This is a genomic window from Embleya sp. NPDC050493, assembly GCF_044458105.1.
Classification (GTDB): Bacteria; Actinomycetota; Actinomycetes; order Streptomycetales; family Streptomycetaceae; genus Embleya.
Genome location: NZ_JBITHP010000040.1, coordinates 11,778 through 24,530, shown reverse-complemented (window position 1 = coordinate 24,530; position 12,753 = coordinate 11,778). Strand labels below are relative to the sequence as shown.

12 protein-coding genes are annotated in these 12,753 nt (G+C 71.3%); 9 read left to right on the top strand and 3 right to left on the bottom strand.

The features are described from left to right. The first annotated feature begins 175 nt into the window (after nt 1-175). The 5 genes from ACIBM5_RS42810 (at nt 176) to ACIBM5_RS42790 (ending at nt 3,756) form a co-directional block, all read left to right on the top strand. A complete protein-coding gene (locus ACIBM5_RS42810; protein ID WP_396012102.1) occupies nt 176-604 on the top strand; it encodes a hypothetical protein in 429 nt (142 codons plus the stop codon). Continuing rightward, nucleotides 598-837 carry a helix-turn-helix transcriptional regulator gene (locus ACIBM5_RS42805; protein WP_396012101.1) on the top strand — a complete coding sequence of 80 codons (240 nt, stop codon included), beginning with the start codon at nt 598-600 and terminating at the stop codon, nt 835-837. The genes ACIBM5_RS42810 and ACIBM5_RS42805 overlap by 7 nt, the downstream gene beginning before the upstream one ends. Continuing rightward, entirely contained in the window at nt 834-1,811 is a 978-nt protein-coding gene (locus ACIBM5_RS42800; protein ID WP_396012100.1) for an NAD(P)-dependent alcohol dehydrogenase, read from the top strand. Before ACIBM5_RS42805 ends, ACIBM5_RS42800 begins: the two co-directional genes overlap by 4 nt. Before the next feature lie 19 nt (nt 1,812-1,830). Beyond that, complete coding sequence (locus ACIBM5_RS42795; RefSeq protein ID WP_396012099.1) at nt 1,831-2,493, top strand: HAD family hydrolase; 663 nt, start codon at nt 1,831-1,833, stop codon at nt 2,491-2,493. 204 nt (nt 2,494-2,697) lie between these two features. Continuing rightward, nucleotides 2,698-3,756: an NAD(P)-dependent oxidoreductase gene (locus ACIBM5_RS42790; RefSeq protein ID WP_396012098.1), complete on the top strand. Its 1,059-nt coding sequence runs from the start codon at nt 2,698-2,700 to the stop codon at nt 3,754-3,756. Nucleotides 3,757-4,070: 314 nt separating this feature from the next. Here ACIBM5_RS42790 and lpdA read toward each other — a convergent pair whose 3' ends face one another. The 3 genes from lpdA to ACIBM5_RS42775 form a co-directional block, all read right to left on the bottom strand. Beyond that, nucleotides 4,071-5,477 carry a dihydrolipoyl dehydrogenase gene (gene lpdA, locus ACIBM5_RS42785; RefSeq protein WP_396012097.1) on the bottom strand — a complete coding sequence of 469 codons (1,407 nt, stop codon included), beginning with the start codon at nt 5,475-5,477 and terminating at the stop codon, nt 4,071-4,073. A 55-nt stretch (nt 5,478-5,532) separates the two neighbouring features. Continuing rightward, complete coding sequence (locus ACIBM5_RS42780; RefSeq protein WP_396012096.1) at nt 5,533-6,225, bottom strand: helix-turn-helix domain-containing protein; 693 nt, start codon at nt 6,223-6,225, stop codon at nt 5,533-5,535. Between the two features lie 191 nt (nt 6,226-6,416). Then, entirely contained in the window at nt 6,417-6,881 is a 465-nt protein-coding gene (locus ACIBM5_RS42775) for a PPOX class F420-dependent oxidoreductase (protein ID WP_391585709.1), read from the bottom strand. 345 nt (nt 6,882-7,226) lie between these two features. Here ACIBM5_RS42775 and ACIBM5_RS42770 point away from each other — a divergent pair, with 345 nt between their 5' ends. The 4 genes from ACIBM5_RS42770 (at nt 7,227) to ACIBM5_RS42755 (ending at nt 12,455) form a co-directional block, all read left to right on the top strand. Then, nucleotides 7,227-8,654: a pyridoxal phosphate-dependent decarboxylase family protein gene (locus ACIBM5_RS42770; RefSeq protein ID WP_396012138.1), complete on the top strand. Its 1,428-nt coding sequence runs from the start codon at nt 7,227-7,229 to the stop codon at nt 8,652-8,654. Between the two features lie 321 nt (nt 8,655-8,975). Next, nucleotides 8,976-9,230 carry an acyl carrier protein gene (locus ACIBM5_RS42765; protein WP_396012095.1) on the top strand — a complete coding sequence of 85 codons (255 nt, stop codon included), beginning with the start codon at nt 8,976-8,978 and terminating at the stop codon, nt 9,228-9,230. Between the two features lie 652 nt (nt 9,231-9,882). Next, a complete protein-coding gene (locus tag ACIBM5_RS42760; protein ID WP_396012094.1) occupies nt 9,883-11,826 on the top strand; it encodes an ABC transporter ATP-binding protein in 1,944 nt (647 codons plus the stop codon). Between the two features lie 233 nt (nt 11,827-12,059). After that, nucleotides 12,060-12,455, top strand: a complete 396-nt coding sequence (locus ACIBM5_RS42755) for a Rid family hydrolase (RefSeq protein ID WP_396012093.1) — start codon at nt 12,060-12,062, stop codon at nt 12,453-12,455. Nucleotides 12,456-12,753 lie beyond the last annotated feature (298 nt).

The following is a 12,753-nucleotide window of genomic DNA, read 5'->3' as shown; positions in this document are numbered from 1 at the left end:
CTCCGAGACGGTCGATCGATGTAAAGAAAACTAGACCTGGTGTCAGTGTTGCTTTACATTGACCGGTGTCCGTATGGATTCACATCGGCTCGTCTTCGCAGGGCTTCTCCGCGTCCGCTCGCGTCCGCGTGGCCTTGTCATCCATGTCCACCATGCTCGAGCCGGGAGTCGCCGCATGGCTTTTGAAGAGAAACGTGCATGGATCATGGCGGTGGTCACGGTCTGCGCATACGCGACCTACCTCGCCGTCGTGGTCGGGCGAGCGGGCAATGCCCCACTCGCCGAGGTGTCGTACGCGTCGACCCTGGTGTGGACCATCGGCGCGGCGATCCTGGCGGCGATCGTGCTGCACATCGTGGTGTCGATCGTCTCCCCCGAAGGCGCCAACCGAAAGGACCGACGCGACCGGGAGATCGGCCGGTTCGCCGAGTTCGTCGGCCAATCCCTCGTCGTCGTCGGCGCCGTGGCGGCGCTGGCCATGGCGCTGGCCGAGTTCGACCACTTCTGGATCGCCAACACGATCTACCTGGCGTTCGTACTCTCCGCGATCCTGGGCTCCGGAACCCGGATCGTCGCCTACCGCCGGGGCTTCCAACCATGGTGAGGAAGCCGCCGACCCGGGTCACCAATACGATCCGCGCCCTGCGCTTCACGCACGGCGAGATGACCCAGGCCGAACTGGCCGAGCGGGTGGGCGTCACCCGGCAGACCGTCATCGCCATCGAACAGGGCCGCTACTCGCCGTCCCTGGAGATGGCTTTCCTGATCGCCCGGGTCTTCGGCGTGCCTCTCGACGAGGTCTTCCAATACCCGGACCCGGCAAGGGAGACGCCGTGAAGGCATTCGTTCAGGACACCTACGGACCACTCGACGTGCTGCGACCGACCGACATCGAGCAACCGGCGGTGGGCGAGGACGACGTGCTGGTCCGGGTACACGCGGCCGGTGTCGACCCGGGTGTGTGGCATCTGGTGACGGGCCGGCCGTACCTGCTTCGGCTCACCGGTTACGGCCTGCGCGCACCCAAGGACCGCGTGCGGGGCATGGATGTCGCGGGCAGCGTGCATGCGGTGGGCCGCAATGTGACCCGATTCCGGCCCGGTGACCAGGTGTTCGGCACGTGTCGGGGTTCCTTCGCCGAGTACGCGTGCACGCCGCAGAGCAGGCTCGCCATGAAACCGGCGAACCTCGACCCGGCCCAGGCGGCGGCCGTACCGACCTCCGCGTTCACCGCCCTTCAGGCGCTCCGGGACAGCGGCCGGGTGCGGCCCGGGCAGCGCGTCCTGATCATCGGCGCGGGGGGCGGCGTGGGCACGTTCGCGGTGCAACTGGCCGCCCACGTGTTCGACGCGCACGTGAGCGGGGTGTGCAGCACGGGCAAGGTCGAGTTGGTCCGCTCGCTGGGCGCCGACGAGGTGATCGACTACACGCGCGAGGACTTCGCCGACGGCACACGGCGATGGGACCTCATCCTCGACACCGCGGGCAATCGGCCCGTCGGGCTGCTCCGGCGAGCGCTCACTCCGCGGGGGACCCTCGTCATCGTCGGCAGCGAAACCAAGGGGCGTTGGTTCGGCGGCGTCGACCGCATGTTCCGGGCACTGGCGCTGGGCCCGTTCGTACGGCACCGGCTGTGCGGCGTGATGTCCACCGAACGCGCCGAGGATCTGGACCTGTTGCGGCAGTACCTCGAAACCGGCCGACTCACGCCGGTCATCGATCGCACGTATACGTTCACCGAGATTCCCGAGGCGATTCGCTACATCCACGAGGGTCACGCACATGGGAAGGTCGTGGCAACGGTGGCGTGAGGAACACGGGGAGACATCGATGCAACGGCTGGTGCTCTTCGACCTGGACAACACCTTGATCGATCGATCCGCGACCTTTGCCCGGTGGTCGGCGGAGTTCGCCGACGAGCGCCGTCTCGGCGACGGGGCCGCGCAATGGCTCGCATCCGTGGACGGGGACGGCTTCGTTCCTCGGGAGCGCTTCTTCGCGTCCGTACGAAGCCGATTTCGGCTGTCGGAATCGGTCGAGGTGTTGTGCTCGACGTACCGGGCGCGGATGCCGGAGTTGGCCCGGTGCCGCGATGAAGTCCTGGCCGGCCTAACGGACTTGCAGGCGTCGGGTTGGCGGATCGGCGTGGTGACGAACGGCCATCCGTCACAACAGGTGGCCACGATGCGCAGCACCGGTCTGGCCGCGCACGTCGACGGGTGGGCCGTCTCCGAGCAGGAGGGTGTACGCAAGCCCGATCCGAGGTTGTTCGAGATCGCCGCTGCCCGGTGTGGCGGGCTGTCCCCGGCCGACGGCGGCTGGTGCGTCGGGGACGACCCGGTGGCCGACATCGGCGGCGGGAGGGCGGCCGGGCTGACGACCATCTGGGTACAGCGGCTCCCGGAGTGGCCGATCGGGCCGACGGGCCCACCCGAGCATCGGGTCACCGATGTGACGGAGGCCTTCGAACTCCTGCTCTTCGACGGGTCATAGCGCACACTGCCGTCAGCCGACGGCGGGTCGCCGGTCCGAAGTCGTCGCGGTCACCACGGACGTCCTGATCACCACGCGGCCGCCGCCGCGATCGACGGGCCGCCCGTCGTGGCCCGGCACTCGGAACGCGGCGGCGGCCCTGCGGGGTTGGGTGCGGGAGCATCTCCGGGCGCCGGTAGGGTCCATGCCGGGAAGGGGAATTGCATGGAGCAGGGTCGGATTCTGCTGTTGGATGCGGCTCCCGGTGATTTGCTCGGCCGGGAGTTGGAGCGTCTGCTCGGGCACGGGATGGCCGTCACGCTGAACCTTCGGCGGGTGGCCGACCGGGCCGGTGCGCGGGCTGCGTGGGCCGGCCGGGTGGACTTCACCGATTTCGATGCCTTCGACGAGGCCGCGCTGGTGGCCGAGTTCGTCCGGGACGGGCTCGGCCACCACGCGGTCAAGTCGCGTGCCGGTGTGCCGTTGCGCGCCTCGTTCCTCGCGGCGGCGACCGACACCGCCCTGGCCCATCGGCTCCGCGTGGTCGGCCGGGCCGGCGCGGGCACCGACCACGTCGACTCGGCAGCCGCAGCCCGGCACGGCGTCGCCGTCACCCATACCCCGGGTTCCAACGCGAACGCGGTCGCCGAGTTCGCCTTGGCCCAACTGCTCGCCCTGACCCGGGATCTCCCGGCACACAACTCGGCCGCACACCGGGGCACCTGGCGCGCCCCGGCCGCACCGGCGGTGGAGCTGTCGGAATTCACCCTGGGCATCGTCGGGCCGGGACGGATCGGACTGGCCCTGGCCCGGCGGGCAACCGCCCTGGGCATGCGGGTCCAGGCCCTCTCCCGGCGCCCCGCCGAGATACCGCTCCCCTCGGCCCGCTCTCTCACCGCACTGCTGACCACCAGCGACGTGGTCTCCCTGCACCTGCCGCTCACCGCGCGGACCCGGGGGCTGATCGGCAGGGCGGAGCTGGCGCTGATGCGTCCGGGGTCGATCCTGCTGAACACCGCCCGCGGCGGGATCGTCGACGAACAGGCGCTCGCCGACGCCCTGCGCGACCCCGCACACCCCCTCGCAGCCGCCGCCGTCGACACCTTCGAGCACGAACACGCCGCCTTCGCCTCGCCCCTGTTCGGCCTGCCGAACGCCCTGCTCACCCCGCATATCGCCGGAATGACCAGGAACGCCATGGCCGCGGCGGCGCTGCGCTGCGCAGACCACATCGCCGCCCTGCTCGCCGACCGCCCGGACGGCATACCCGTGGTGACCGCGTGACCACGAGGGGCTCGGGGGCGGGCCGGACGCCCGGCACCCACAACGGCCCGCCACCACGTGGCCGGGCATGCCCAACGCCAGGTCGGGTGTGCGCGTAGCGGCCGATCGTTACCCCGCAACGGCCATCCGTGCGGGCGATCCGAGCCCCGAGCGAAGCGGCGGGAAAGGATCGACGCGGGACGGACCGGGGTCGAACCGTCGCCAAAGGCGCGAACCGGAGGCCGCAGGGCCACCGATCCCCGCCGACACGGCATGCGTGCCCTCCGGCACACCCTGCGCGCGTGTTGCGCGATACATGCCGGAGGGCTGCCGGGTCACATGTTGATCATGTGGCCGGCCAAGCCGTGGATGGCTTCCTTGACGGCTTCGCCGAGGGTGGGGTGGGCGTGGACGTTGCGGGCCACCTCGTGCACGGTGAGGTCCCACTGTTGGGCCAGGGTGAGTTCGGGGAGGAGTTCGGTGACCTCGGGGCCGATCAGGTGGGCGCCGAGGAGTTCGCCGTGGGTGCGGTCGCTGATCACCTTGACGAAGCCGACCGGGTCGCCCAGGCCGTGGGCCTTGCCGTTGGCGGTGAACGGGAACTTGGCGACCTGGACGTCGAAGCCCTGCTCCCGGGCCTGGGCCTCGGTCCAGCCGAAGCTGGCGATCTGCGGCTGGCAGTAGGTGGCGCGCGGGATCATCACGAAGTCGAGTTCCATCGTCTCGGCGCCCGCGATCGTCTCGGCGGCGATCATCGCCATCGACTCGGCCGCGTGTGCGAGCATCAGCTTCGCGGTGACGTCGCCGATCGCGTAGATGTGCGGGATGTTGGTGCGGCCCCGGCCGTCCACGTCGATCGCGCCACGCTCGGTGAGGCGTACGCCGATGGTCTCCAGGCCGTAGCCGGTCACGCGCGGGGCGAAGCCGATCGCCTGGAGGACCTTGTCGGCCTCCAGGACCTGCTGCTGCCCGTCGCGGGTGACGGTGACCCGGACCTTGGCGTTCGGGTCGCTGTCGTCGATCGATTCGACCCGGGTCGAGGTCAGCACCTCGATGCCCAACCGGCGGTAGCGCTTGGCGAGTTCGGTGGAGACCTCGACGTCCTCCAGCGGTACGACCCGGTCGAGGAACTCGACGATGGTCACCTTCACGCCGTAGTTGTGCAGCACGTAGGCGAACTCGACGCCGATCGCGCCGGCGCCCGCGATGATGATGCTCTCCGGCAGTTGTTCGGTGAGGATCTGCTCCTCGTAGGTGACCACCCGCTCACTGAGCGAGGTGCCCGGCAGCAGGCGCGTGGTCGCGCCCGCCGCGATGATGCAATGGTCGAACGTGACGGTCTCGACTCCGCCGCCCGTGAGCGAGACGTCCAGCGTGTGCGCGTCGGCGAACGAGCCGTGGCCGTCGTACTCGGTGATGTTGTTCTTCTTCATCAGGTAGTGCACGCCGTTGACCCGGCCGTCGGCGACCTTGCGGCTGCGCTTGAACGCGGCCTCGTAGTCGAACGTCACCGAACCCTCGACGCGGATCCCGAAGGTCTTGGCCTCCTGCGTGAAGATGTGCGCGAGTTCCGCGTTGCGCAGCAGTGCCTTCGACGGGATGCAGCCGACGTTCAGGCAGACGCCGCCCCAGTACTTCTGCTCGACGACTGCGACCCGCAGCCCGAGCTGTGCGCTGCGAACCGCTGCGGTGTATCCGCCCGGACCGGCGCCCAGGACAACGACGTCAAAGTGTGTACTCATGATCCACACGATATGCGGCCGGCGCCGATGCCGGCGCGGCGGCCGGACCGGCTCGCTACCCGGCTCCCTCCCCCACCCTCGGCCGCACCCGCCGACCCGTCACGTGCTCCGCCCGGATCCGGATGCAGACGTCCCGGCGGTCGGCCGGCCATGGGACCTCGGCGGCCGACGGGACGTCCGTCGGGTCCGAGTCCCGCTCCGCCGTGCCGCGGATCAGGACGCTCCAGCCGATCCGGGCCGCGTCGACGATGTCGTCCACCTCGAACAGGACCGGGCCCTCGACCCGGGCCAGGACCGAGTCCGCAGCCGTACAGAAGATCACGTCGCGGCCGAGCATCACGTAGTTGACCGGCAACACGAACGGGTCGGGCCCGTCCAGCGCGGCGATCCGGCCGACCAGTTGCAGCAGCAGGTGGGCCTGACACTCCTCGTCGGTCATCTCCACCAACTCCCGCCCCGGGCCCGGGTCCTGACCCGGCGGACGAGGCGGGACCCGGTGGGTGAAGCCGGCCGACGGCGCGGAGAGCAGGTCGTCGACGGTGGTTTCGAGCGCGTCGGCGAGTCGGGACAACGCGGGCGCGGACGGTGCGGTGGATCCGCTCTCGACGGAGCTCACCCATGTTCCGGGCAATCCCGTACGGCGGGCGATGTCCGCCACGGAGAGCCCGAGTTCGCGGCGCCGGGCGGCCAGCCGGCCGGGCAGCGCATCGACGGATGGACGGACGGTACCCGCAGTCTCCTCGGTCATCCCACCAGCCCACCCCCCGCGAACCGATTTCGCCGGGCATTGCGCCGATCGGCGGCGCGCCCCGGACGACGTCCGTACGGCGCCGCGACGAGCGCACCGCCGGCGTCCCGCCCCCGCCCGATCACCTCGCGACGCATGGGCCGCCGGCCGCGCCCGCCGGTACCCGGGACCCGCGCCCGCGCAGCCCCGCGCTATTCGGCCGCGGCCAGGCGAGCCGGGAAGCCGCCGGTGGCGATCGGACCCCAACGGTCGATGTGGATGCGGATCAGCGACTTGTCCTGCCTGCGCATCGCCTCCCGGTACTCGTCCCAGTCGGGGTGCTCACCCGAGATACACCGGAAGTAGTCGACCAGCGGCTCCAGCGCCTCCGGCATGTCCAACACCTCGGCGCGGCCGTCCACCTGCACGTACGGGCCGTTCCATTCGTCGGATACGACGCACATGGACACCCGCTCGTCCCGCCGGGCGTTGCGGGCCTTGGCCCGGTCGGGGTACGTGGACACGACGATCCGGCCCGCCCCGTCGACCCCGCAGGACACCGGCGACATCTGCGGACGCCCGTCGGCGCGGGTCGTGGCCAACAGCCCGCGATGGCGCGGGCGCAGGAATGCCAGGAGTTCGTCGAGGTCGGGGTGACGCGCGGTCGCGACGGCCATGAATCTGCCCTTCGAGTGGCTCGGAACGTGTTCCTGGGGTCTCCCAACCCTAGGCATCGCGGCCCGATTCGTCCGGGCCGCAACACACCCACCCCCGCGGCGCCGTTCGCGTGCGGCCCGCTACAGACATCGCCCGCCCGCCGCGCTACGGTGCCCCGAACCGGTGATCGGACCGCACCGGAGCCCGGCCGGCGACGAATGCCGACCCGGTACGGGATACCCGGAAGTCGGAACCGCAGGCGCAACCAGCAGTGGGCAGTGGCCGCCGCGTTCGCGGCAGCCGCCGCATCGGCAGACGCAGCCGCGGCAGCAGCCGCGTTCACAGGCGGGGAGGCACGCGTGGGCATGTTCGCGGACGGACGGCCGGTGGCCGAGGTGCTGGCCGAGTTGACGGCCATGCACGCCGGAGACGAACCCGGACGCGGGCGGCCCGGAGTGGCCAATACGTTCGATTCCGGCGCGGCCTCCGTCGAAGCGGTCGCCGTTCGCGCGTTCGAGCTGTACCTGCACGTGAACGGCCTGTACCCGACGTCCTTCCCGAGCGTCGCGACGCTGGAGCACCAAGTGGTCGCGGTCGTCGGCGAGATGCTGCACGCACCCGCGGGCGCGGCCGGCAGCTGGACCAGCGGCGGTACCGAGAGTTGCCTGCTGGCGGCCAAGGCGGCTCGGGACGCGCGGCCCGACCTGGCGCGCCCGCAGATCGTGTTCGCCCGTTCGGCGCATGCGGCCTGGGCCAAGGCGGCGAAGTACTTCGGGCTCGACCCGGTGATCGTGGACATCGACCCGATCCACCTGACCGCCGACGTCGCCGCGATCGAGCGCGCGATCACCGACGACACCGTCCTGGTGGTCGCCTCCGCACCCTCCTACGGGCACGGCGTCGTGGACACCATCCCCGAAATCGCCGCGATCTGCGCGCGGCGCGGCGTGCGCTGCCACGTGGACGCGTGCATCGGCGGCTGGGTGCTGCCGTTCGCCGAACAACTCGGACACGCCGTGCCGGCCTGGGACTTCCGAGTGCCGGGTGTGGATTCGATCTCGGTGGATCTGCACAAGTACGGTTACGCGCCCAAGGGTTGCTCGATCGTGCTCTACCGCACCGCGGCGCTGCGCCGGACCCAGTACTTCGTCGCATCCGACTGGACCGGCTATCCGGTGGTCAATTCGACGATGCAGAGCTCGAAGTCCGGCGGCCTGATCGCCGCCGCGTGGGCGGTGCTGCGCCACCTCGGCGCGGACGGCTACCGCGACCTGGTCACCCGTACGCTGGCGGCCACCGCCGATCTGGTCGAGGGCGTCGCGGAGATCGCGGGCCTGCGCGTGCTCGGCGCGCCTGCGGCGAGTCTGGTCGCGGTGACCACGGACGGCGTGGACTTCTTCGCGTTCCTGGACGAGTTGGAGCGCCTGGGGTGGGCCGTGCAACCCCAGCTGTCCCAGCCCGGCATCCCGCCGACGATCCACCTCACGATGACCGCCACGCACGGTCCGCACATACCCGAACTGCTCACCGCGCTGCGCTCGGCGGTACACGCGGCCGGCGAACGCAATCCGCTGCCCACCCCCGAGCAACTGGGCGCGGTCGCCGAGCTCACCGCCCTCGCCGACTCGGAGGCCGGGGTGACCGCCGACGCGCTGACCGAACTCATGTTCAAGACGGGCCTGTTGACCGACGGCCGGTTGGCGCCGGTGCACGCGCTCCTGGACCACCTCCCGGCGCATCTGCGGGAAGCGGCGCTCCTCGCCTTCTTCGAGGGCCTCAATCCGCCGCTGTGACACCGCCGGGCGCGGCACCCACGCCACGCGGTGGGTACGGCCCGGCCTCGCTCTCCACCGCTCCAACCGCCGGGCACACCGATTCGCCACGCTTCGCCACCCGCGACGGGTCGGCCACGTTCTACCGCCGGGACCTGGGCTCCTACTAGCGTTTCCGGTACGACAGGAGCCGGTGTCGGGTCGATGGGCCCAGGCACAGGCGGCCGGACCGGTACCCGCGAACTCCCCACATCGGCCCCGGGAACGCTCGTGTCGACGTGCCGATCCAGCCCGGCCATCCCACGCCTGGGACGCATCCATGACCCGTCAAGGAGCCTCACCGTGCCCGTGAACGCTGCCCTTCTCGACGAGATCGTCGATCAGACCGCCCGACTCGTCTCCCTCGACATCTCCCGGGTCGACCCGGACGACACGTGGGCGGAACTCGGCGTGGACGCGGTCCTCGCGGTCGAGTTCGCGGACGTGCTCGGCAAGCGGTACGGCATCGCCGTCGAGCCGAAGGTGATCCTGGAACGCGCCTCCCCCAGCGGTTTGGCCGAGTTCGTCGCCCAGGCCCGGGCAGGCCGCAGCGGGTGAGCGGTGTGGCGCGGCGGGGTCGCGGCGCCCCGGCCCGGCAGACCCTCGCGGCCTGCGCGTGTCGGCGGTCGACCGTTCCGCCCTCCGCGTGGCTCGCCCGGCTCGGCGCACCGTCGACCTCGACCGGCCGTTCCCGGCGATCCGGCCGATCCGGGCGACGCGTCGTGCGATCCGACGCCGCTCCCGCCATCCGATCGCACGGCGCGCGTCGACCGCCCGGATCCGCCGGAGTGCGGCACAGCGCGCGGCCCCGGCCGTCGTCGTCGGGTCCGCGCCCGAACCCGACGTGGTACAGCGTCGGTTCGGCCCGCCGGTCGGGCGCGTGCTCGAGCGTGCCGCGAGACGGATGCGCCCGGCCCGTACACCCGTACGCCCTGTCCGATCCGCCGGGCCGGCGGGCAGCATGTGCGGTCGTCGGCAACACCTCGGGATCGAAGAGGAACGTGGTCACCTTGGCAACGGCACCATCGCGAGTCACGCCTTTCCGCACGTCCGCCTTCCGCACGCCTGCTTTCCGCACGTCCGCTTTCCGCACCTCTGCTTTACGTACGCCCGCGCACGCGCCCGTACCGGCCCGCCGGCGACCGCACACTCCTCCTCGGGAGGCCCGGTGAAGTTTCGTCGACGGGCGCCCGCGCGGCGGACGATTCCGGTGTCCGAGTCCGAACAGCTGCTGTTCGGCGGCGCGTTGCGCTACGACATGTCCTTCACCGACCATGAACAACCACTGCTTCGGGTGTCGTTCTGGGCGATGGCACGGCAACTGCCGAGCATGGTCGCGGTGGTCACGCGCGCCGCCTGGACGGTGGATCGGCCCGCGGTGCTCGCGCTGCTCGTGGCCGAGATCGGTCAGGGGCTCGCGGCCGGGCTGGGGCTGCTCGCCACCAATCGTGCGCTGGTGGCGCTGTTCGCCGACGTGCCGACCACCGATCGCTTGCGTGACGCCGCGCCGGCCCTGCTGTTCATCATGGTGGTCACCGCCCTGTCCGCACTGCTCGCGGCGGTCTCGGTGGGTGCGACCAGCCGGCTCGAACCGCAGGTCGAGCGGGTCTGTACGGCCCGCTACTACCGGCTCGCCGCCCGAGTGGAACTCCAGGCGTTCGAGGAGGCGCGCTTCCATCGCACGCTGGACGCGGGCCGGTTCGGCACCGATTCGGTGCGGCGCATGATCGGCGCCTCGGTCGCGGTGATCAACGCGCTGGTCGGCCTGGTCGCCACCGGCAGTGTGTTGACCCTGTTGAATCCGATCCTGCTGCCGTTGTTGTTCCTGGTCGCGGCCCCCAAGGGCTGGGGAGCGGTCCGATCCGCGCGCCGCCAACACGAATCCGTGCACGCCTGGCTGGAGCACCGGCGTGCGATCGAGATCCTCGGGCACAGCCTGATCGATCCGGCGCCGGCGGCCGAGGTGCGGGCGCACCGGGCGGGTCGGTTGGTGCTGGACGCGTTCGAGGACATGTCCGCGACGATGGAGGCCGAGCACCGCCGACTCGCGCACGCCAAAGGCCGCACCCAGGCGACCGCGTCCGCGATGTCCGGAGTCGGCGCGCTGTCGGTGTATGCGGCGTTGTGGCTGCTGCTCACCGAGGGCGGCATGCCGCTGGCCGCGGGCGGTACCGCGGTGATCGCGATCCGTACCTGCACCAGCGGCCTCACCGCGCTGGTCATGCAGGTCAACCGGCTGTACGAGGAGTCGCTGTACCTGCGCGACCTGGAGGACGCCTGCGCCGAGTCGGAGCGGCGGGCGATCCCGACCGGCGGACTTCCGCTGCCGCATGTCGTGGACGAGGTGCGGCTGGATCACGTCTCGTACTGCTACCCCGGCAACGACACGCCGGCGCTGGACCGGGTCAGTCTGCGTATCCCGGCGGGCAAGGTGGTCGCGCTGGTCGGCGAGAACGGCTCGGGCAAGACCACGCTGTCCAAGCTGGTCGCCGGGCTGCTGCTGCCCAGTGAGGGCACGCTGAGCTGGGGTGGCGTGGACGTCCGCGACGCCGATCGGGACCGGATCTTCGACCGGGTGGCGGTCCTCGGGCAGGACTTCCCGCGGTGGGCGATGACCGCGCGGGCGAACGTGTTCATCGGCCGCCCGGACCGTCCGCTCGACCAGGCCCGGGTGGAGGGGGCGGTCGACCGGGCCGACGCGAGCGACCTGGTCGACGCGTTGCCGCACGGTTGGGACACGCTGATCGTCAAGGGCTACCAACGCGGTTCGCAGATCTCCGGCGGACAGTGGCAGAAGATCGGCAACGCCCGGACCCGGTATCGCGGCGCGCCGTTCGTCATCGTCGACGAGCCGACCTCCGCGCTGGATCCGGAGGCGGAGATCGCCGCGTTCGCCGCGCTGCGGTCGATGACCGAGGACGGGACGACGGTACTGCTGATCACCCATCGGCTGGCCGCGACCGCCACCGCCGACCTCATCTACGTGCTGGAGGGCGGGCGGTTGATCGAACAGGGCGACCACGAGGGCCTGATGGCGCTCGACGCGGGTCGGTATCGGGCCATGTACACAGCCCAGGCGGCGCAGTACGGCATTCGCTCGGAGCCGACCGTGTCGCCCATTCCGCATGCGCGGACGGCAGGGGTGGAGAGTTGACGCCGACCGGGTCGCACGACCTCGCTCGACGCCGACGGAAGCGGGCGATCGGCCCGCATCGGCGTGTTCGGCACCCGACCGGTGGGTGTTCTGGCTAGAGTCGCCGGCGGGATTTGTTCCGATTCGGGGTTTTCGTCGATGGGCCGGGCCCGGGCCTGTTCGCCGGTCCGGGTCGCCGGTTGCCACCGCCGAGCCGGACCGCGTCGGGACCGATCACGACGAAGGGTGACGCGATGCACAGGCAGGACATCGGACCGCGGATGTTCGGCGACCGACTCGGCTACAACCGGGCCGTGTCGGTGACGAATCCGGAACGGTGGCTGGTGTTGGCCGGGCACGAGTCCCGGGGTCCCGACGGCGCGATCGTGCACGTGCGCGACCTGCGCGGACAGATCGAGACCACCTTCGACCGGCTCGCCGAAACGCTGGCCGAGGCCGGCTTCACCTTCGCGCACGTGGTGCAACTGCGCTACTTCGCGGTCGACGTCGCGGAGGTCACCCGGCACTTCGACGTGATCACCGCCCGCCTGGAACGGGAGGGCTGCCGCCCGGCGACCGTCCTGGTCGGCGTCACCGCACTGTCCGACCCGGACATGCTGATCGAGATCGAGGGCCTGGCGGTCCGCTGACAAGGGTGCTCCGAGCGCATTCCCGGGCCCGTCCTCGATCCCACGTCGAGCCCGCGACGCGGGATCGAAGACGGCCCGGGGGGGCAACCCCCGCGCCGAACGCGGCCGATCACGAACGGGGCGCTACTACGCGCGGATCGCTCCACCCGGGACCGCCGAATCCGGCCGACTGGAACCGAGCAATGCCCGCCGCCCCACCGGACGCGGGGGCGGGGGGGGGGGGGGCGCCGGGCCCCGCCCCCAGGGCGGGCCCGCGGCGGGGGAGGCGGCGTGCGGCGCCCACGGGGGGGGGGCGGGG

Bases quoted from the DNA above. Each gene is read 5' to 3' on its own strand.
- ACIBM5_RS42780 (WP_396012096.1), bottom strand. From the start codon at position 6,225: ATGACCGAGGAGACTGCGGGTACCGTCCGTCCATCCGTCGATGCGCTG.
- ACIBM5_RS42790 (WP_396012098.1), top strand. From the start codon at position 2,698: ATGGAGCAGGGTCGGATTCTGCTGTTGGATGCGGCTCCCGGTGATTTG.
- ACIBM5_RS42770 (WP_396012138.1), top strand. From the start codon at position 7,227: ATGTTCGCGGACGGACGGCCGGTGGCCGAGGTGCTGGCCGAGTTGACG.
- lpdA (WP_396012097.1), bottom strand. From the start codon at position 5,477: ATGAGTACACACTTTGACGTCGTTGTCCTGGGCGCCGGTCCGGGCGGA.
- ACIBM5_RS42810 (WP_396012102.1), top strand. From the start codon at position 176: ATGGCTTTTGAAGAGAAACGTGCATGGATCATGGCGGTGGTCACGGTC.
- ACIBM5_RS42755 (WP_396012093.1), top strand. From the start codon at position 12,060: ATGCACAGGCAGGACATCGGACCGCGGATGTTCGGCGACCGACTCGGC.
- ACIBM5_RS42805 (WP_396012101.1), top strand. From the start codon at position 598: ATGGTGAGGAAGCCGCCGACCCGGGTCACCAATACGATCCGCGCCCTG.
- ACIBM5_RS42775 (WP_391585709.1), bottom strand. From the start codon at position 6,881: ATGGCCGTCGCGACCGCGCGTCACCCCGACCTCGACGAACTCCTGGCA.
- ACIBM5_RS42795 (WP_396012099.1), top strand. From the start codon at position 1,831: ATGCAACGGCTGGTGCTCTTCGACCTGGACAACACCTTGATCGATCGA.